This is a genomic window from Priestia flexa, assembly GCF_021441905.1.
GTDB classification, from domain to species: Bacteria; Bacillota; Bacilli; order Bacillales; family Bacillaceae_H; genus Priestia; species Priestia flexa.
On the sequence record NZ_CP090431.1, the window covers coordinates 2766609 to 2786924 of the forward strand.

Genomic DNA, 20316 nt, shown 5'->3' on the forward strand with positions numbered 1-20316 from the left:
AGGCCCCCTTACTAATCACTTGTTTTATTCAGTATATACGTCTGCCGCTATAAAGTGAAACTTGAGCACGTAAATAATCATTTTTATCTTTAGCTTAACCAAGAAAGTAGAGAAAGAAAACGTGGTCTAAACGATTAACTAGCATAAATTGGACTAACCAATTCGTATATTGATATATAGGACATGTACCCGCTGTATCGTATGCAGTTTAAAAGGAGAGGGAATAGAATTGAATAAATCCATGTTAAAAACGATTGTGTTAGGAGGAACCGCTTTAACGCTTACCTTTGCCTTACTCACTTATCCAAAAGAAGCACTGGAAGCCTCAGTGCGAGGATTAAATACATGGTGGAAGGTCGTATTTCCATCATTATTGCCTTTCTTTATTCTTTCCGAATTATTGATTGGATTCGGAGTTGTCCGCTTTATCGGATCAATATTAGAACCTTTGATGCGCCCATTATTCCGAGTTCCAGGGGTCGGAGGATTTGCGTTAGCAATGGGAATGGGTTCTGGATTCCCTTCCGGAGCAAAGATCACCGCTCGATTACGGCAAGAAGAACAGTTATCAAAAACGGAAGCTGAACGCCTTGTTTCTTTCACCAACTCCTCAAACCCTATATTTATCTTTGGAGCAGTTGCGGTCGGCTTTTTTAGCAACGCAGCAGTGGGGATAATCCTTGCTTTTGCACACTATCTCGGAAACATTCTAGTAGGACTTGTTATGCGCTTTTACGGAAAAAAGGCTGATACAACATATTCTGCTTCCGCTCAGCGTCCGTCTCTTATTCAAGCCTTTAAAGAAATGCACGAAGCCCGCATAAAAGATCAAAGGCCCATTGGTAAGCTTTTAGGTGATGCTGTGTTATCATCAGTTCAATCTTTATTAATGATCGGTGGATTTATTATTTTATTTTCTGTTTTAAACAAGCTGCTGTTTGTCATGAACATTACAACGTTTATAAGCAGTAGTCTTTCATATTTATTTAGTTTACTTCAACTTTCAACGGCACTAAGCCTTCCCTTTATATCAGGACTTTTTGAAATCACAATGGGCAGTCAATTGACTAGCCAAACAGCAGAATCCACCCTATTTCAACAAGTCATTATTGTTAGCTTTATCCTAGGCTTCAGTGGTTTTTCTGTTCACGCTCAAGTTGCCAGTATTCTTGCTGAAACAGATATCCGATTTTTCCCATTTTTTTGTGCACGCTTGATGCACGGACTATTTGCTAGTATCCTTGCTATCTTAGCATGGAAGCCTTTTGAACAAAATATTTTATCTCAGGCTCAGTGGTCTCCACACGCTTTGCCTACTTTTTTACAGGAAGGCACAACGAGCTGGAGCCAAATCTACTTTGAATTTTGCACCCTATATGGGCCAACGTTTACCATTTTATTGCTATTCACTTATTCCTTGTTATATATGAAACGTCACTTTCCGCTAAAATAAACGACAAAAACGCCATCCATTCCTATAGCAAGCTAAAATAAACGTTTGCGTAAGAATGTAATGGCGTTCTATCAATTAGCTGAAAACTTCTTAGAGAGCGCTTCTTTCACAACCGGAGGCACAAGCTCTGATATATTGCCACCATATTTAGCAACTTCCTTTACAATGCTAGAACTTAAGAAAGAATATTGATTATTCGTCATCATAAACAATGTTTCAATCTCTTTATCTAACACACGGTTTACAGATGTTATCTGCATTTCATATTCAAAATCCGATACCGCTCGTAAACCGCGTAAAATAGTGCTAGCTTGCTTTTGTTTTGCATATTCCATCAGCAAGCCACTATACGATTCTACTACTACATTTGGAATCGATTCTGTTACTTGCTTTAGTAGTTCAATTCGCTCTTGCACTGTAAACAATGGGTTCTTGGATGAGTTGTTTAATACAACAACATACAACGTATCAAACACGTTTGAGCCTCGCTTAATAATGTCTAAATGACCGTTCGTTACAGGATCAAAGCTCCCTGGGCAAACTGCTATGCTCCCCATAAAAATCCCCTTTCTCTTACGTAAAACAATTGTTATACTTCTTCAGGTTGCTTATATGTATAAATTGATACACCGATAATTCCATAGTTTTCACTTTTTATCTTTTCGAACTCATTAATTTCATCTGGAAGCACTACGTCATTTGCATGTTCTGCAACGATGACACCTGAGGATTGCAACAGTTTATGCTTACTAATTGTTTCGATAAGCGCTTTCAACTTTTGTGCCTTGTACGGTGGGTCGAGTAAAATTAAGTCAAACTGTAGCTCTCGCTTAATGATGGCTTTTAGTGCTCTTTCAGAATCGTTGCGATATACTTCTGCTTGCTCTTGTAAACTACATGTTTGCAAATTACTTTTTATCGTTTGAATAGCTTTACCGTCTCGATCTACGAAAATTGCTCGGTCTATTCCTCTGCTTAGCGCTTCAATACCTAAGCCTCCACTGCCTCCAAATAAGTCAAGAGCTATTCCACCTTCAAAAAAAGGACCAATCATATTAAAAATAGCTTCTTTTACTTTATCTGTTGTAGGACGAGTGGAATTACCTGGGACTGCTTTTAACGAATGCCCTTTACAGCTTCCAGCTACTACTCTCATGTCTATCACTACCTTACTTTTACTTGCTTATTCTTCATTATCCTAACACAAAATTAACTATAAAAACTAGCGGAAATAAACTTTTTCCATTTTTATGGTACAAAGCGACGTAAACAATGACAGGAATAGAAGTTTTACTCCCAGTATGTATAAAACAAGAATTAGAGGACATACTACTTACCAACAACATCATCGAACCGATGTTGTTGCCAACCGCGGAGAAGGCTTACGTTTCCCCATAAGTTCTTCCTCCGGTTTCTCCTCTCCCTTTGCCTTCGTAAGCAACAATGCAATCTATACTGAGATTGCATGAGCTTAATTGAAGGACCCTGTGATGCGTAGTTACAGGGCTTTTTTTATTTACTCTGCAAAAATTCAATGTTACATTAAACTTGACTGTAAATAAAACGAAAGGAGATTAAGGATGATTCAACGTTTTATTGAGCTTGGACAAGGTTACTCAGATATCTATGAACTATTCGAAATTGCAAAGCACAATACGCACCGCCTACAGCACTTTATCATGCTGCGTACCGTGATAGACAATCAGCCAAAAGCATCGTTCGTTGTTGTGTTACATCCAACAACTGAAGGGAAATTCCAGCCTCTTTATGTTTGTCGAGAAGGAATTACTCTATCAGAAACGAAAGCAAATAAACGCGTCGAGCTGTTTGAACAATTAGCTAATTCCTTAGATAAAAATATAATTGTATTAGACGTTAAGCCGTCTACAATGTTTTCAGAAACAGAACTTTATTACCAACATTTAATTGGCATTTTGCGTATGAACCGATATATTTCACCCTTGCAATAAACGTACATAAAAAAGAGTTTGGGACATAACAAAATGATTGCTTCTAAAAGACGAACACTAGCCGTTCCTATCTCTTTGATTTGTCTCAACACGTTCGTTCCATTGCGCTACGGCCACTCGCTTTCCGCGGGGAGGAACCTGAGCTTCCTCGCTGCGCTGCGGGATCTCAGTTTTCCCTCTCTTTCCCGCAGGAGTCGAGTGTCCTACGCTCCATTCCACCCTGTTTCCAACATTGTTTTCACAATCAACAAAAAACCTGAACGATTAAAAGTTATGAACTCTCAATCGTTCAGGTATAGTAAGGACTGAACTACTTATGTCCCAGCCTCTTTTTACTATATACCAATCTTGTAGTCGTACTCTTTTGCTTTATCGGGCTTTGAATTTTCAAATTCAGTTTTTAATTCTGGTCGGTAAGAAAGCAATATTTTTTTCACAAAAGGTAGCGACTGAATACGCTCCATTGTCTTTTCAATTCCATCCTGATTGCAATACAACACAACGTATTTTAGTTCTCTTGAAACATACTGTACATTTCCATACTTACGAAGTGCTTTTGCTTGCTTCACAGAATGCACATATGCAATAAGTCCTTGACGATTAACAAACATAATAGCTTCCCCTTTTACATAGGTTAAAATAGTTTTATATGAAACTGAAGTAGGTGAGTTATGTATGACGTTAGATGACGTTTGGTCTTCCTTTTTTTCTCATTTTACTAGGAATAAATTAATTGAACAAGTAGAAAAAAAAGAAATTACGCATGTTCCGTTCCTTTACATTACATCAAGCAAAGGTGATCGGCATCAAATTGAAAAATGGATTCATATAGCCTCTGAGACAGCTACCACAAATGCAAAAGTAACGTGGCAAACGGAGTTTGTTCGCCACGCCACTTCAATATACGTCTACCGTCACCGCTTCTTTGTTCCTCAAAGAAAATCATTCTGTTGTGGAAACGTGTGCGGTACCGATTGTACGCGACTGAGGTTGTAACGCTTAGGCGCTACAGCCACAGCTTCCACCGGCTCCACATCCTCCGCCACAGCTGCTTCCTGTATCGAAAAATGGATTGCCTGTTGGAACTTTTATATGTTCTGACACAGATTGTCCAATAATAACACTAATCTCATCTAAAAGCTTTTGTAGCTCATTTTCCGCTTTTTTAAACGCAGCAATCGTATGCTGTAAATCTACAGAGCGCTTAATATCGCGCATTTGCTTTGTAATGGATTTATAATCGGGATGATATTTACCAAACCGCTGGACATCTTCGTATTGCTCTTTCATTTTACCGAATTCAGCAATTAATTTCTGTGCTTCTGTGTCTTTATTTAATCTATTTAAACATTCGCGATAATGTTCAGCTACGTCCGAATGCAAAACCATATTTGCTAGCGCATCAGACTCATCAAGTAGCTCAATTGTTCTCATTGTTGTGAGCATCGTAAATATACACCTCCTGCTTTATCTTATCATGTTTCAGTTTCAAAAGAAAAAGAACATGCAACATTTTATTACATGTTCTTTTCATTTATACAATTTTAATTGTAAAAGATTCTTTTAAATCGTAACTTTCTTGCTCATTTTTCATCAGCTCAATCGTAATTTGATGAGAACCTTTTGGCAGTGCTTTAATGACAAAAGCAGCTTGCGTAATAGGATTGATTGCTTTACCGTCAACTTTCACTTCAAGAAAACCGTTACCATCGTTAAATGAAAATCCGTTAATAATACATTCCACATATACATTGGCACCTCTTACATGCTGATGTACTACTAATTGTTTCTCTGTACCTATCGTTTCCATGGCAGCTTGGCCTGAAAAGCTTACCATTTCTTTATTTGTTTCCGGCTTTGGCTTATCATTCTGACACCCTACAAGTGAAAAGATACAAGCTAGCAAGCATAATATAACACGCATTCAGATCATCCTTTGCAAATGTTTTATGCTTAGCTTTCGCACTAGGGTTCTTTTTTACTCAAAAAAAAGCTTCGCAAAGACGAAGCTTTCTAACAAATTATTGATTTCTCATCGACTGAAACATGTGAAACATCATGTTTGCCATCTGAATAGAGTTTGAAAATTTTTCAACTTTATGAGGAATCGTCTGCTTATAATAGGTTTTTGACTCTAAGTCAAACTTTTCTAATTCATCTGGGTTTCTTGTCAAGCGACGATACCACATCGGCTGCTCCCGAATGAATTCATTCAGTTTTGGCTTAGAGCGGATATACTCATATACATCTTCCCGCATAATCTCCTAGTCCTTCCGAAAGCCAAATGGATTTCTTGGACCAGATGGCTTGCTGCGCGTTAATGATTTTGGTGATTGAAATTGCTGCAACACCTGCTGGATATTGGTAATGGCTGAATTAATATTTGTAATATGATTTTGCATTTGATCTAAGTCCATATTTTTGAAGGATGATACAATTGTGGACATGATGTCTTTTTTACTCTCTGCTTCTTCTGCCGTCTCTGGTTCTGTTTTCTCACCTTCAGAGCGATAAGTATCCCATATGGAATCTTCAGCCCCGAATAAGTACCAGTCTTCATATAGCTCTTTCCACGTTTTTCTTTGCGTTCGAACTTCTTCCACTAGCTTTGGATGTGCTTTAACAAAGTTTTTAAATTCTACAACAGATGGATGAACCTCTCGTTTTGTCTCGTTCACAGTCACTCACCTCATACATATTAGCCTACTATAGTGTAGAATATGAGGGCTTGTTTGGTTCGCCTATTTTTTAATTTTTTTCATAAGCATGCTGTTTTTTTGAAGCGGTAAAACCGCTAATATGTATGCTAACAAAATTGAAAAGATGCTCAACCAAAACGTAAAGTAACCAATTTGAGGGATATAGTCATTTAGCATGCTATACCTTGGCATCATAAAAAACACATAGTCGATAATGTCATTATGTAAAGTCCAAACAGCCGCAATTGCTAAATGCCAAAGCTTAATTCTGTAAAACGGTGAATACAATAAACCTTGAACAGCCATAGCACCGTGTGATCCCATAAGCATAAGCATGATGGCATCCATTTGCCCTGTTGTCAAATAGACAAGGAGATTCATTACAACTGCCCAAATTCCATATTTAAATAGCGTAATCATTGCTAAAGCTTCAAATAGTGGAAGTTGTTTTTTTAATAAAAAACCAATTAAAACAATAACAAAAAACAAGCTTGCTGTCGGACTATCTGGAACAAACAAAAGGAAACGAGCAGGAGTTTGTGACAGCTGATTCCCATACCAAATATAACCATAGATTGTTCCCAAGATGTTGACGATTAGTAAAAGTGTTAAAAAACGCTTATCTTTTAACGTATACCAAAACCAACTCAACGTGAACACCTCTCTTTCGCTTCATATGAATTACGATATAACAATTTCTTCATCATTATAAAGTTATTTTCCATAAAAAAAAATACCTATTCATAGCGAAGCTATAAATAGGTATTTTTTTATTCTTCTTTCCCTATATTTGCTATAAACTCAGACAGCGTCTTTAACTCCTCATCCGAACCTTTAAAAATGCCAGCCGGCATACTACCTTGACCATTTTTAGCAATATCTGCGATTTCTTCAGCAGATAAATCTAATCCTGTTAGCGCTGGCGCTGCAGGTCCTCCCTGAAGATTTTCACCATGACAGGTTAAGCACGTCTGCTCTTGCATAATTTTGTAGCCGTCTGCTTCCGTATCAATCGCTACTTCTTCACGGATTTCTCCCTGAGCTTCTTTTGCTTCCCAATCCACACTTACAACTGACTCCCACGTTAAGTAAAATACCGCGGCTACTCCTAATAACATAAAGCCTGTTGCTAGCGGGCGCTTTGCTGGCCTTCTTTCAGGACCTCGATCAAGAAACGGTGCAAGCATGAGCGCACCAAAAGCGATACCTGGAATAATAAAGGCTCCAATAGCGTTATATGGACCTGAAGCATACGTATACTTTAAAAGCTGGTATAAAAACAAGAAATACCAGTCTGGTAATGGCAGGTATCCCGTGTCAGTCGGATCTGCAATCCGCTCCAATGGAGAAGGATGCGCGATAGTTAAACAAAGATAACCAATTAAAAAGACCGCACCTACCATCCATTCCTTTAATAAAAAGTTTGGCCAAAATGCTTCCGTTTTACCTGGAAATTCCGAATAGTCTTTTGGAATATTCGGTTTTCTTTCAGCAGGTACACGTGAGTCACCGACGAATTTCATCCCTTTACCACGATGCATGCCGATTCTCCCTCCCTTTCTTCACATATTTCTCACATATAAATTAAATTTTTTAACTTATAGTGGACCAGAAATACCTTGTTTACGAATCATTAAGAAGTGAGCACCCATTAATCCCAGCAAAGCACCAGGTAAGAAGAAGACGTGAATCGCAAAGAATCGAGTAAGCGTCTGGGCACCAACAATATCTGGATGTCCTGATAACAACGTTTTTATTTGTTGACCAATAATTGGCGTGGACTCAGCTATTTGTAGCCCTACTTTTGTAGCAAATAGCGCTTTCATATCCCATGGCAATAAATAGCCTGTAAATCCTAAACCTAACATAACGAAAAAGATTAAAACTCCTACAATCCAGTTTAGTTCTCTTGGCTTTTTATATGCTCCTTGGAAGAAAACCCGAAGTGTATGTAGAAACATCATGACAATAACAAGGCTAGCTCCCCAATGATGCATACCACGAACAATTTGACCAAATGCAACTTCATTTTGTAAATAATAAACAGATTCCCATGCATTTTTAATATCCGGTACATAGTACATCGTTAAAAACATACCAGATAAAATTTGAATAACGGTTACAAAAAACGTCAGGCCACCAAAACAATAAACAAACGCTGAAAAGTGGTGAGCTGGATTGACGTGTTCAGGTACTTCATGATCGGCAATATCACGCCATAATGGGGTAATATCAAGCCGCTCATCTACCCAATCATAGATCTTATTTAGCATGCTCTATGCCCCTCCCCGTGGTTTGGCTTTTCCAAGATACAATGTACCATCTTTTACTTTTTGTACGTATCCATCTAGCGGACCCATCGGTGGAGTGCCTGCTACGTTCTTTCCGTCTTTGTAATATCTTCCGTCATGACACGGACAGTAAAACTGGTTTGGATGTGCTTTGTCACCAGCCCAGTTAACAGTACAGCCTAAGTGCTTACAAATTGGTGATAGAGCTACAATTTCTCCATCTTTATCTTTGTAAACCCAAGCTGAACGCGGTTCTTCCGACTCATGCCAACCGTCAACTTGATTTACTTTAAAGTCAACACGCTTCGGTTCAGCTGTGATGTCATCCACTTGTGCGACAGCCACTAAATCCTGGTCTACCCCTTTTTTCAACACTGGATCAACCGCAAACCTTACCATTGGCATGAGCATACCGGCAGCCATAAACCCTCCTACACCAGTAAGAGTATAGTTTAAAAACTGTCGTCTTGATACCCGATGGTCTTTCTCACTCATGATATTCCCCCCTCTATTAAAAGCTCAGCCCCTTGAACATAGTGTGGAAACATGATGATTTATTCTATTAAACTAGGACATTTTCATGATATATCAATATGCATGCAAGGTCAATATAAGCAACCCCTAAAACATGGAAATAACCTTTATTTTTCTAAATTTTTTGGTTATTTTTTGTTTACGCTTCCATTCTTATCTTATTAAGGTTTAGCTTTTCCACTTTTCCAAGAAATCTGGAATAATTTGTTCAATTTGATCTGCAACTACTCTTTGCTTATGAGCTTCTTCCATATGCTCTAAAGGAAGCGTTGGAATCCATATTAACTTTGATTCTAGCTCTTGATCATAAGCAATCCAGTCACGGTCATTCGTTAAGAAAAAAATATGCTTTGTCTCGCTAATACTCACTTGATTCTTCCAATCTATCAGATTCTTGAGAGCATGTTGAGCTCCTAATTGCTTTAAGTATGTAAAACTTGGTGCTAGTAGAACTCGTCCTTTAAATTGTCTTTCTAATTCTGATGTAATAATCGTTGTGTACTCGTTCATTGCTGCGGTTGTTTTCATGGCTGCTCCAAAATCAATTGGAATCAGCGGAATAATAATTGAATCTACATATTCTTTAGATTGTAGATATAATTCAACGTCTTTCACATGCCATTTCATTTACATTTCACCCCGTCATTGCTGTACATCTCTTTTTACATATGGAAAAAGAGATTGACTTTACTGCTACTGTAGCCAATCTCTTTTTGAATTATTTTGCTTGGTAATGCTTATTTAAATATGTCGTTAGACGCTCAAATTCTTCTCTGTTATTTTCGTCTAATGCTTTATCAATTAGCTCCATAATCTTTGAACGTTGGAAGCGTTGAATGGACTGTTCCAACACTTGCTCTGCAAAGAGCCGATCCTTTTCATTTGTTTGCACTGTTTTGGGCATATATGGGTTTTCTTCTAACACCGCAACATATTGTGTTGATGAATATAATGAGCGAAAATTAAGCTGAATATAAATGTCTTCATCACGATTTAATCGAATATCATGAAATGATTTTTCTGCATCCGTTGTCATGATGTTTTCTTTATAAAAGCGAAACGGTGGGTCTTCTACACAATGTGTTGACATGACCATTCCTCGAGGACAAAACTGTGCTTGCTCTACGAAGTGAACGCGCTGCATCAGTTGATCATGACTCATTAAATAGTTTAAAATCCATACACATTCTCGGCGTTTCAATTGATAATTTGTTAAAAACCAGCGAACAAATTCTTTCTTTTCGTTGACAGTAACAGGGGTCGTCATAGTCTCACTTCCCTCCTCTGTGTTTAATCACAGGTCTTAAACACCTTTTACAGATTAATATTCCACATGACAATTAGAAAATCCTTTGAACTATTATTTATTCTTCCAGTTGAAATAATATGTCTTGAATTTCAACTGATGATGGATCTAAGACTAGTAATTTTTTAAACATTTCTTTGGCTTTTTCTCTATTTCCTTCTTCCAGTAGGAAATAGCCGTACTCTTCAAGAAACGCATATTCATCTAAGAAAACGCGAGATGCTGCTTCATAATGAGTTGCTGCTTTTTCATATTCTTCCGTTTCCTGATAAGCTTTTGCCAAATCCCAGTCAAAGTTTGGGTCATGCTCATTGTATTCATTAGCATGGGTAATTAATTCAATGACTTCTTCATATTTCTCCTGGCTCATATATAGCTTAGATAATGTTAAAATTGCTTCAACATATCCCGGATCCAATGCAATGGCTTGTTTAAAAGCAGCTTCTGCCTCTTCTTCTATACCGCGCTTCAACGCAATTTTCCCTTTAAAGAAATAGAGTTCTTTTTGAAATTCATCTTGAGAAATTCCTTCATTGACTGCAGCTGCAGCTTCTTCAAGCAACTCTTCGTGCTCGTATGATTTTGCTAAATATAAATACAAAGAATGGTATTGAGGATCTAACTCTTTTAACTCTACAAACTTCTCAATAGCTGTTTGATAATGCCCAGCTTGATACGCTGAAAATGCGTATTCGAATAACGTGTTGATTTCTAGCTTGTCTTGTAACGCATCATGAAAATACGGTAGAGCCTCTTCGAATTTCCCAACTCCGCTTAAACTTTCTGCCAGACGCTGTCTTAAGTCAATTCCATTTAGTTCTTTATCTGTTTTTAATACCTCTTCAAAATAAGGAATAGATTGCTGATACATTCCTTGACTGCTGTAGAATTCACCTAGTGCAAAATCAATTACTTTTTCAGTTGGCAACAGGCGTTTTGCTTCAAGTAGCTTTTGCTCACTTACTTCCGTTAAACCTTGCATTTGGTATAAATCCGCCATCAAGATTAAAGCTGCTACGTAATTTGAGTCAGTCGTTGCTACTTGACTTAAGATGTGAATAGCCTCTTCTTCTTCCTCTAAATCAATTAAAATCTCTGCTTTTAATAAATGGAGCTCACCTTCAGATGGATACTTCTTAATTAACTCGTCTACTAAAGGTAACGCTTCATTTACAAGTCCCCATTCGTGAAGCTGCTCAACCATTAGAAACTTTTCTTCGTCGGTTGCTTCATGCTTCAGCTCATTGATAAGCGCTAACCCTTTTTCAACTTCATTTTCCTCTACATATCGTATAGCACGATCTAATTTCGTCATCCTATAATCTCCTTTATCACTTCGTCTATATGTTTTCATCACTTAGTATGATCGATTGTATTTACTAATGGTTATAAACAAATTTGTTAGTAGTCCCTATAATAAATGAGATTACTGTTTTGTTCAACAAAACGGATTGAATAATAAGAGTTTGGGACATAACAAAATGATTGCTTCTAAAAGACGAACACTCGCTGTTCCCATCTCTTTGGTTTGTCTCAACACGTTCGTTCCATTGCGCTACGGTCACTCGCTTTCCGCGGGGAGGAACCTGAGCTTCCTCGCTGCGCTGCGGGATCTCCGTTTTCCCTCTCTTTCCCGCAGGAGTCGAGTGTCCTACGCTCCATTCCACCCTGTTTCCAACATTGTTTTCACAATCAACCAAAAAAACCTGAACGATTAAAAGTTATGAACTCTCAATCGTTCAGGTATAGTAAGGACTGAACTACTTATATCTCAGTCTCTTGCAACTACATTATGAAATAAACGTTTGATAACCTCGGCCCTCTAAGCACACTTTTGCTTTTTTACGATCTTCATCGGTTTGAAAACTAAGTCTTAAAACACCATAGATATCTACGCGCGTTTCTAGAATTCGGATGTTTGTAATGCTAATTTCTTCTTCTGCTAGGTATCCTGTTACTTCTGAAATGATACCCGGATAGTCAGGAACATCTACATATAGATCATAAAAAGAGGGTATCGCTCCTTTTGAACGCACCGGAAGCTGATCGCGAAATTCTTTTGCCTGAGAAAAATACGCATAGATATTCTCAGCATTTCTCTTCTCAATCATACTACGCACATCGTGCATCTCATCTAGCCAATAATCGAACATTTGAAGTAACGCATCTTGATTATGAAGTAAAATATCTCTCCACATCGCTGGACTGCTCGATGCAATTCGAGTAATATCACGAAAACCACCCGCTGCTAACTTAGAAACAAGAGGATTTCCTTGCTGATAATGCTCTGCTTGATGCACAAGACTAGCTGCAATGATATGAGGAAAATGACTGATAACACCTGCAAGCTTATCATGTTCTTTTGGTGAAAGAACAATGATATTAGCTTTTGTACCTGCCAGTAATTTTTTAAGTCTATTAACAGCCTCTTTTTCCGTATGAGGAGAAGGAGTTAACACATACATTGCATTTTCAAACAAGTGAGCTTTAGATGCTGCGACACCACTTTTATGAGAACCAGCCATTGGATGACCGCCAATAAATTGAACCCCTTTTGAAAGTAAGCATGAAGCTGTTTGAACGATTTGTTCTTTTGTACTCCCAACATCCGTAACAATAACCTCTTTTTTCAAAGGAATACTTTCTAATTCTTGCACAACTTGAACGGCTTGTGTAACAGGCACAGCAATAACAATGAAATCAGCTTTTTTAGCTCCGGCTTCAATTGAACTACTTATTTCGTCAATAACAGTTAGCGATTTTGCTAGCTTTACCTGCTCTTCATTAATATCGTAACCAATAATATGCATTGATTCATATGTATTCTTTATATTTAACGCTAACGAACCACCAATTAGGCCCATCCCAATTACAAAAACTGTTCCTGTCACCTTTGTCACCTCGTATTTCACATATGAAATGAGAGTGTGATCTCACACTCTCATTTCTACATTATTATGCAAATGATTTATGTTTACTCACATACTCTTGAAGTAATTGAATAATTTGTTCATTTTGCTCTTTTGTCCCAATTGTAATCCGTGCAGATGTAGGGAAGCCTAATGCGTTGCCAGAACGAACAATATACCCTCTTTCCAATAGAAATTGGAATACTTCATCGCCTGGTTGACCAAAATCAATTAGTACAAAGTTAGTGTAAGAAGGATAGTAATTCAAACCGTTCTTTTCGCAAAATGCATAGTATTGCTGTAAACCATCTTCATTTTTACGCTTGCACTCATTAATAAAGTCTTGATCTTTCAAAGCTTCAACCGCCGCTTTTTGAGCCATACGACTTGTATTAAACGGCTCACGAGCAGGTTCTATTCTTTGTAATAATGCTTCATTTGCAATGCCGTACCCAATTCGAAGTGAAGCCAATCCATAAGCTTTTGAAAACGTACGTAGCACAATTAAATTCTCGTACTCATCCAGTAGATCTACAGTTTGTGGAAAGTCCTCTTCTTGTGCTGCGTATTCATAATATGCTTCATCCATAACAATCAGCGTATGCTTTGGAACTTGCTTAATAAATTCCATCAGGTCTTTTTGCTTTACATAGGTACCGGTTGGATTATTGGGGCTACATACCCAAACGACAGTCGTTTGTTCATCAATTGCGCTTAACATTGCCGACAGGTCGTGGTCACCGTTTCGAAGCGGAACCTCACGAATTTCAGCTCCTTCAATTACCGCATTGTGACGGTATTGAGGGAATGTCGGCGTTGCCATGACCGTATTTGTTTCTGGTGATAGTAAGGCACGGCAAATAATTTGAATAACTTCATCTGAACCGTTCCCAAAAATAAGCTGCTCATCTTTGACATGTAAATATTCAGCCAGTGCTGTTCTTAATTCTGCACTATAGCCGTCTGGATAAAGTGCCATATGGTTAAGCTCTTCGTAAATAGCTTCCTTCACGCGATTTGAACAGCCATACGGATTCTCATTAGATGCTAGCTTCACAACAGTTTCTAAGTTGTATTCTTTTTTAACTTCCTCAATGGGCTTGCCTGGCTTATATGGAGATAATGTTAATAATTGCTCTTTTACTTTCAACTTGTTACACCTCGCATTTTTGTATCGGTGAAACGATGGACGCTATATACGCTTGAAAACTTGCTATTCCTTCTGACCTTGTCTCCTTATTTAAAAGTACCGATTGAAGTTCCGCAACTTTGTGAACAATTGCACTACCAATTACAATACCATCCGTGTATTCTTTTAATACTTCAACCTGGTGGCTTGTTGAAATACCAAACCCCACAGCAACGGGTATGGACGTCGAAGCCTTAACTTCCTTTAAAAATGAATCTAAGTCCTCAGGAAGCGTTTCTCGAATTCCAGTTACGCCAAGGGATGATACGCAGTATAAAAAGCCTGTTGCATCTTTGGAGATTTTTTCAATACGCTCTTTAGATGTTGGAGCAACCATTGAAATATAAGCTACTTCGTTTTGCTCAGCAAGGGTGCGAATCTCTGTACTTTCTTCATAGGGTAAGTCAGGAATTAATACACCATCAATTTCATTTTCTCGCACTAAAGCGAAAAAGGATTCTAAACCTAATTGTAACACAGGATTAAAATAGGTAAAGAGAATAATCGGAATTTCCACTCCTTTTTTTCTCATTTTTGGCACAAGTTTAATTGCTTTTGATATAGACATTCCCTGAGCAAGTGCACGGCTAGAAGCCGCTTGAATGATCGGTCCATCCGCTAAAGGGTCGGAATATGGAACGCCTAACTCCAATACAGAAGCTCCTTCTTTTTGCAAAGCTAAAGCTAGCTCTATCGTGACATCTTCATGCGGATCTCCGGCTGTAATAAAAGGAATAAATAGCGTATCATGTTTCGGTAATCGCTGCTTAAATGTGCTCATATTCTTTTTCCTTCCTTTCTAATAAATTAATAAGAGTGTGAACATCTTTATCCCCTCGGCCTGATAAACAAATCAAAATACTTTCATCTTTTGTCTTAGTTTTTGCTACCTCAAATGCTTTAGCAAGCGCATGTGCTGATTCAATTGCTGGAATAATTCCTTCTGTTTTCGAGAGTAGCTGAAGCGCTTCAATCGACTCATCATCCGTTACGCTTTCATACCTTACTCTTCCTATTGAAGATAAGTGAGAGTGCTCTGGGCCAATTCCAGGATAGTCAAGTCCTGCTGAAATCGAATAAGGCTCTGTAATTTGACCATTTTCATCTTGCAGTAGATACGTTAACGTCCCGTGAATAACGCCTTTAGTTCCTTTTTCCATTTTGGCAGCGTGAAGCTGTGTATGAACACCTTTTCCTCCAGCTTCTACTCCTACAAGCTCTACCCTTTCGTCCTTAATAAAGTCGTAGAACATCCCGATCGCGTTGCTACCACCACCAACACAAGCAATTACCGTATTAGGAAGCTTGCCTTCCGCCTGTAGAAACTGCTGTTTTGCTTCCTCTCCAATAATTTTTTGAAAATCACGAACCATTTTTGGATAAGGATGCGGACCAATAGCGGAACCAATTAAATAAAAATGATCCTCACAGTGCTGAACCCAGTAACGGATCGCTTCATTTGTTGCATCCTTTAAGGTTTTTGTGCCTGAAGTAGCTGGAATAACTTCTGCTCCTAATAGTTTCATACGAAATACGTTTAATGCTTGGCGCTCAATATCTTCCTCTCCCATAAACACTTTGCATTCCATACCAAACTTAGCAGCCACCGTGGCCGTAGCCACGCCGTGCTGACCAGCACCTGTTTCAGCAATGATTTTCTTTTTCCCCATGCGCTTTGCTAACAAAATTTGTCCAATCGCATTATTGATCTTATGAGCCCCAGTATGATTCAAGTCTTCGCGTTTTAAGTAAATCTTCGCTCCACCCAGTTTATTTGTTAAGTTATCTGCATAAGTTAGGGCTGTAGGTCTTCCTGAATAATTTTTAAGAAGAAATAAATACTCTTCTTTAAAAGCTGGGTCCTGCATAGCTTCATCCAAAGCTTTCTCTACTTCTTCCAATGGTTTCATTAACGTTTCAGGTACATATTTTCCACCAAATTCTCCAAATCTACCAAATTCATCTGGATGATTGTATGTCATGTAAAATCTTCCTTTCGATACGCTTTATTTTTTGTTGATCTTTTTTACCGTCACTTTCAATTCCACTTGATAGATCGATACCATCTGGGTGATAGTACATTAAGCTATCAATATTAGATTCTGTGATTCCACCTGCAATAAAGCATTTCTTGCTATAAGAGCGAGCCGTATTGGTATAGGCCGGGACAAAATTCCAGTCAAACGCAACGCCCGTTCCGCCAAATTGTTCTTTGACTTTACTATCAATTACATAGCCATCAACAACGCCTTTATAACGCTCCATGGCTTGTAGCGTCTGTGGACCATGAGGCAAAGCTTTCCAAACTTCATAGCCAACATTTTTATAAAAAATAAGTTCTTCAGGTGATTCATTTCCATGACATTGAATCACCTGTAAGTCTGCTTTCACCGCTGTTTCTAATACCTCGCTAGGAGCTTCATTCACAAACACGCCCACTTTTTTCATTTCAAAGCCTGAACAGTTCATAACCTGAACTTTTTCTGGCGTAACGTACCGCTTACTTTTCGAATAAAAGATAAAGCCTACGTAATCAGCAAGTCCAGCCTTTGCTAATTGAAAATCTTCAATTGTTTGGATACCGCAGTACTTAATGTGCATGACTGGTTTCTCCGAATAGATTTCCAATCGCTGCTTGCTGATTATCTTGTTTCATTAATGACTCTCCAACTAGAACTGCTTTTGCACCGGCTTCTTTTACATAAGTAAGGTCTTTATATTCATAAATTCCGCTTTCACTAACAAATAAGCTATCCTTTGGAATAAGGGGAGCAATATCCTTTGTTTGGGTAATGGATGTCTCAAACGTGCGCAAATTACGATTATTAACGCCAATAATCTGTGGTGTTAACACGCGTAAAATTTGTTCTAATGTCTCAGCTGAATGAACCTCAACTAAACAATCAAGCCCTAGCTCACCTGCTTGTTCATATAACTCCTTTAAATGTACAGGCTCAAGGACTTCTCCAATTAATAGAATAGCATCTGCACCGATGCGAGCACTTTCCTCAACTTGAAGCTCATCAATAATAAAGTCTTTTCTCAAAACAGGAAGATTTACGTTTTGTTTTATTTCAGTCAAATATGCCCGGTGGCCCATAAAATACTGCTCATCTGTTAAAACTGAGAGGGCGTCTGCTTTTCCTGCTTCGTACGCTTTAGCAATCGTAACAGGGTTAAAGTTTCGTTGAATCAGTCCTTTTGAAGGGGATGCTTTTTTCACTTCTGCAATCAGTGAAAGCATGCGGTTTGAATTTGCAAGAGCTTCTAAGAATGACACTTTCTCTACTTGAACAGGATCTGGTAGCACTAAGTTTGCTACTTCTTGTTTTTTTGTTTCAATAATTTTGTTAAGCATGATTAACCACCTCTTCAGATTTTAAACGCTGGAGCTGTTCGAATGCCTGACCGCTTTCGATGATTCGCATCGCTTCAACGACTCCTTGCTCTAGTGTTTGAACAGCACCACTTACATATATGGCAGCTGCTGCGTTCACAGCAACCGCTGACTGTGCAATTTTGTTCTCACCGTTTTTAAAGATTGATTGAATAAGAGCTGCGCTTTCTGCCGCATCATTTACTATAAGCTCTTTCATAGTTCCCCTTTGGACACCTAGTGATTCAGGAGACAGCATATACTCTACGACGCGCCCATCTTTCACTTCCACTGCGTCTGTTTCAGTCGTTACGCTTATTTCGTCTAGACCATCTCGACCACAAACTAGCAGTACATGTTTAGCTTTAAGCTGTACTAAAGCTTGCGCAAGCTTTCTTGCTAAATCGATTGAATACACACCAATTACCTGCTTGCTGCAATTTGTGGGATTGGCTAAAGGACCCAGCGCATTGAAAACTGTACGAAACCCTAATTCTCGGCGTGTTTGAGCAACATGCTTCATAGCTGGGTGATAAAGAGGAGCGAATAGAAATGACATGTTGACACGTTCAAGCGCTTCTTCAACTTCAGTCTTCTCTCCTTGAATATCCACTCCTAATCTCTCTAGTACATCCGCACTTCCGCTTTTTGATGAAACGGCACGATTGCCATGCTTTGCTACTTTTACACCAGCTGCTGATGCCACAATAGCACTTGCTGTAGAAATATTAAACGTTGACGCCCCATCTCCTCCAGTTCCACATGTATCAATCACGTTTTCATACCTAATGGAGATTGTGTTCATGTTATTTCTCATCCCTTTAACAAAGCCGACGATTTCCTCAACTGTTTCGCCTCGGTAAGTTAACAAAGTAAGGATACTTGCAATTTGTGTAGGTGGAACTTGCCCATTCATAATGTCATTCATAAGCTCTTGTGCTTCTACAGCTGATAACGTTTCGCCATTTAAGCATTTTGATAGCAGTTCTTTAAACATACACATTCTCCTTTTTGTCGTAGATATCTTGAGCGATTTGAATCGTTTTAATTAAGGCACTCGCTTTGTTACGGGTTTCTTTCCATTCTAGCTCTGGCTTAGAGTCTGCTACAATACCAGCACCAGCCTGTACATAAGCTACTTCATCTTTTAAGACAATTGTTCGAATGGCAATACAAGAATCAATATTTCCATCAAACCCTAAATAAGCAACGGTTCCTGCATATACATTACGTGCAACAGGTTCAATTTCATTTAAAATTTGCATGGCTCTCACCTTTGGCGCACCTGATACTGTCCCAGCTGGAAAGGCAGCTAGCAAAGCATCAATTGGATGAACGCTTGGGCTAATAGTTCCCGTTACTTTAGAAATTAAGTGCATGACGTGTGAAAATTTAACCAGCTCCATTAATACCGGTGTCTGTACGCTACCGTATTTAGCTACTCTTCCAATATCATTACGCGCTAAGTCGACTAGCATATAGTGTTCAGCACGTTCTTTTTCATCTTGGATTAAATCTTCGTACATATGCTGATCTTCTTCTTCGTTCCGTCCTCTACGTCTTGTTCCAGCGATAGGATGAATTTCTAATTCACCATTTTCGATTCCAATAAGCTTTTCTGGAGAGCTACCGATTAATTCCACACCGTCTACTTTGACATAAAATAAATAAGGAGACGGGTTAACTAGTCGCAATACTCTGTAAATATCAAACCCAGAAGCTTTCGTTGGAACTTGAAAACGTTGGGATAAAACCGCCTGAAAGACGTCACCGCTTTTGATATACTCTTTAATTTTGTTAACGTCGTTCATAAACTGCTCTTTCTCGTACGAAGAAGTTACACCTTTAAACGTTACGTCTTTTTGTTCTGAATTAAAGACAAGCGGTAACTTGTTTGTTGAGGGATTCACTATTTGATTAACATACGAATTGATATCTTCAACTGCAAGCTGATACTTTTTACTTTTTTCTGCCTCTGTATCCCCTTCGTTAAGCTGAACATAGCGGAGAAGAACTAACTCTTTTGATTGGTGATTGTATGCTAATAGCGTTTCGCAATACATAAAATGAAATGTTGGCATCTGTAAGTCATTTTCTTTATTGACCTGTACTTTTTCAATTTGTGAAACCGCATCATAACTAATAAAACCAACTGCACCACCTTTAAAGGGAAGCGGCAGATTAGGAAGCTTTACTTTAAAATGCTCATCCACTGTTTGAACAGCATTTTTAAAGCTAGAAGCTGAAAACCGCGGTTGTAAATAGCGGTCTTTAATGATGTACTCACCGTTTTCTTCCGCAACATATAAAAAAGGATTTAGTCCAATAAATGAATAGTTGGACCAAGGTGATGTATCATCGTTACTTTCAAGTAAATAGACTGCTTCATCCTGCACCCGCTGAAACAGATCAACTGGGGTCAAGCTGTCAACATATAACGTCTTTGTGATAGGAATTGTTAAAAAGTGTGAAGAGTCTTCCAGAAAGGAAGTATACGTGTTTGTCATGTGATTCATTCCTCCATTTCAAATGGAGAATGAGAAATAGTGAGGTGTTTTTAGAAGATATTATAAATAAACCCAAAGGCAT

At 38.4% G+C, this 20316-nt stretch carries 25 protein-coding genes; 3 read left to right on the top strand and 22 right to left on the bottom strand.

Annotated elements, in window-relative coordinates; genetic code table 11:
* The first annotated feature begins 229 nt into the window (after positions 1 to 229).
* Positions 230 to 1453, top strand: coding sequence for a sporulation integral membrane protein YlbJ (gene ylbJ / locus LZP85_RS14185; protein WP_119542530.1), 1224 nt, complete (start codon positions 230 to 232; stop codon positions 1451 to 1453).
* Between the two features lie 71 nt (positions 1454 to 1524).
* Here the strand turns inward: ylbJ and coaD are convergent, their stop codons facing one another.
* Positions 1525 to 2010: a pantetheine-phosphate adenylyltransferase gene (gene coaD / locus LZP85_RS14190; RefSeq protein WP_025908817.1), complete on the bottom strand. Its 486-nt coding sequence runs from the start codon at positions 2008 to 2010 to the stop codon at positions 1525 to 1527.
* 32 nt (positions 2011 to 2042) lie between these two features.
* Entirely contained in the window at positions 2043 to 2609 is a 567-nt protein-coding gene (rsmD, locus tag LZP85_RS14195) for a 16S rRNA (guanine(966)-N(2))-methyltransferase RsmD (RefSeq protein ID WP_076512214.1), read from the bottom strand.
* 424 nt (positions 2610 to 3033) lie between these two features.
* On the opposite strand from rsmD, the gene LZP85_RS14200 reads away from it, so the two are divergent.
* Positions 3034 to 3423, top strand: a complete 390-nt coding sequence (locus LZP85_RS14200) for a DUF7147 family protein (RefSeq protein WP_025908815.1) — start codon at positions 3034 to 3036, stop codon at positions 3421 to 3423.
* A gap of 335 nt (positions 3424 to 3758) precedes the next feature.
* Here the strand turns inward: LZP85_RS14200 and LZP85_RS14205 are convergent, their stop codons facing one another.
* Positions 3759 to 4034, bottom strand: a complete 276-nt coding sequence (locus LZP85_RS14205; RefSeq protein ID WP_025908814.1) for a YlbG family protein — start codon at positions 4032 to 4034, stop codon at positions 3759 to 3761.
* 64 nt (positions 4035 to 4098) lie between these two features.
* On the opposite strand from LZP85_RS14205, the gene LZP85_RS14210 reads away from it, so the two are divergent.
* The gene (locus LZP85_RS14210; RefSeq protein ID WP_025908813.1) at positions 4099 to 4419 is read left to right on the top strand and encodes a hypothetical protein; all 321 of its coding nucleotides are present in this window, start codon (positions 4099 to 4101) and stop codon (positions 4417 to 4419) included.
* A gap of 3 nt (positions 4420 to 4422) precedes the next feature.
* On the opposite strand, the gene LZP85_RS14215 is transcribed toward LZP85_RS14210, so the two are convergent.
* The 19 genes from LZP85_RS14215 to trpE all read right to left on the bottom strand — a co-directional run bounded on the left by LZP85_RS14215 (position 4423) and on the right by trpE (position 20234).
* Positions 4423 to 4869 (bottom strand): YlbF/YmcA family competence regulator, encoded by a 447-nt coding sequence (locus tag LZP85_RS14215; protein ID WP_025908812.1) that lies wholly within the window; start codon positions 4867 to 4869, stop codon positions 4423 to 4425.
* 88 nt (positions 4870 to 4957) lie between these two features.
* Complete coding sequence (locus LZP85_RS14220) at positions 4958 to 5347, bottom strand: hypothetical protein (protein WP_119542529.1); 390 nt, start codon at positions 5345 to 5347, stop codon at positions 4958 to 4960.
* A 97-nt stretch (positions 5348 to 5444) separates the two neighbouring features.
* Positions 5445 to 5681, bottom strand: coding sequence for a YlbE-like family protein (locus LZP85_RS14225; protein ID WP_025908810.1), 237 nt, complete (start codon positions 5679 to 5681; stop codon positions 5445 to 5447).
* Positions 5682 to 5687: 6 nt separating this feature from the next.
* The gene (gene ylbD / locus LZP85_RS14230; protein ID WP_119542528.1) at positions 5688 to 6101 is read right to left on the bottom strand and encodes a YlbD family protein; all 414 of its coding nucleotides are present in this window, start codon (positions 6099 to 6101) and stop codon (positions 5688 to 5690) included.
* A gap of 63 nt (positions 6102 to 6164) precedes the next feature.
* Complete coding sequence (lhaT, locus tag LZP85_RS14235) at positions 6165 to 6773, bottom strand: lipoprotein heptaprenylglyceryl N-acetyltransferase LhaT (RefSeq protein ID WP_119542527.1); 609 nt, start codon at positions 6771 to 6773, stop codon at positions 6165 to 6167.
* A gap of 119 nt (positions 6774 to 6892) precedes the next feature.
* Positions 6893 to 7663: a menaquinol-cytochrome c reductase cytochrome b/c subunit gene (locus LZP85_RS14240; protein ID WP_025908807.1), complete on the bottom strand. Its 771-nt coding sequence runs from the start codon at positions 7661 to 7663 to the stop codon at positions 6893 to 6895.
* 57 nt (positions 7664 to 7720) lie between these two features.
* Complete coding sequence (gene qcrB / locus LZP85_RS14245) at positions 7721 to 8395, bottom strand: menaquinol-cytochrome c reductase cytochrome b subunit (protein WP_025908806.1); 675 nt, start codon at positions 8393 to 8395, stop codon at positions 7721 to 7723.
* A gap of 3 nt (positions 8396 to 8398) precedes the next feature.
* The gene (locus tag LZP85_RS14250; RefSeq protein WP_025908805.1) at positions 8399 to 8908 is read right to left on the bottom strand and encodes a Rieske (2Fe-2S) protein; all 510 of its coding nucleotides are present in this window, start codon (positions 8906 to 8908) and stop codon (positions 8399 to 8401) included.
* A 207-nt stretch (positions 8909 to 9115) separates the two neighbouring features.
* On the bottom strand, positions 9116 to 9574 hold the full coding sequence (locus tag LZP85_RS14255) for a YpiF family protein (RefSeq protein ID WP_119542526.1): 459 nt from the start codon (positions 9572 to 9574) through the stop codon (positions 9116 to 9118).
* A 91-nt stretch (positions 9575 to 9665) separates the two neighbouring features.
* Positions 9666 to 10214 carry a ReoY family proteolytic degradation factor gene (locus tag LZP85_RS14260; protein WP_119542525.1) on the bottom strand — a complete coding sequence of 183 codons (549 nt, stop codon included), beginning with the start codon at positions 10212 to 10214 and terminating at the stop codon, positions 9666 to 9668.
* Between the two features lie 97 nt (positions 10215 to 10311).
* The gene (locus LZP85_RS14265) at positions 10312 to 11568 is read right to left on the bottom strand and encodes a tetratricopeptide repeat protein (protein ID WP_025908802.1); all 1257 of its coding nucleotides are present in this window, start codon (positions 11566 to 11568) and stop codon (positions 10312 to 10314) included.
* Positions 11569 to 12043: 475 nt separating this feature from the next.
* The gene (locus LZP85_RS14270; protein WP_234561766.1) at positions 12044 to 13144 is read right to left on the bottom strand and encodes a prephenate dehydrogenase; all 1101 of its coding nucleotides are present in this window, start codon (positions 13142 to 13144) and stop codon (positions 12044 to 12046) included.
* 64 nt (positions 13145 to 13208) lie between these two features.
* Positions 13209 to 14312, bottom strand: coding sequence for a histidinol-phosphate transaminase (hisC, locus tag LZP85_RS14275; RefSeq protein WP_119542523.1), 1104 nt, complete (start codon positions 14310 to 14312; stop codon positions 13209 to 13211).
* A gap of 4 nt (positions 14313 to 14316) precedes the next feature.
* A complete protein-coding gene (gene trpA / locus LZP85_RS14280; protein WP_025908798.1) occupies positions 14317 to 15132 on the bottom strand; it encodes a tryptophan synthase subunit alpha in 816 nt (271 codons plus the stop codon).
* Positions 15119 to 16333: a tryptophan synthase subunit beta gene (gene trpB / locus LZP85_RS14285; protein WP_119542522.1), complete on the bottom strand. Its 1215-nt coding sequence runs from the start codon at positions 16331 to 16333 to the stop codon at positions 15119 to 15121. Before trpB ends, trpA begins: the two co-directional genes overlap by 14 nt.
* Positions 16311 to 16952 (bottom strand): phosphoribosylanthranilate isomerase, encoded by a 642-nt coding sequence (locus tag LZP85_RS14290; protein WP_061785465.1) that lies wholly within the window; start codon positions 16950 to 16952, stop codon positions 16311 to 16313. Before LZP85_RS14290 ends, trpB begins: the two co-directional genes overlap by 23 nt.
* A complete protein-coding gene (gene trpC, locus LZP85_RS14295) occupies positions 16942 to 17709 on the bottom strand; it encodes an indole-3-glycerol phosphate synthase TrpC (RefSeq protein WP_025908795.1) in 768 nt (255 codons plus the stop codon). Before trpC ends, LZP85_RS14290 begins: the two co-directional genes overlap by 11 nt.
* Positions 17702 to 18724, bottom strand: coding sequence for an anthranilate phosphoribosyltransferase (trpD, locus tag LZP85_RS14300; RefSeq protein WP_119542521.1), 1023 nt, complete (start codon positions 18722 to 18724; stop codon positions 17702 to 17704). The genes trpC and trpD overlap by 8 nt, the downstream gene beginning before the upstream one ends.
* The gene (trpE, locus tag LZP85_RS14305) at positions 18717 to 20234 is read right to left on the bottom strand and encodes an anthranilate synthase component I (RefSeq protein ID WP_061785462.1); all 1518 of its coding nucleotides are present in this window, start codon (positions 20232 to 20234) and stop codon (positions 18717 to 18719) included. Before trpE ends, trpD begins: the two co-directional genes overlap by 8 nt.
* Between the last annotated feature and the right edge of the window lie 82 nt (positions 20235 to 20316).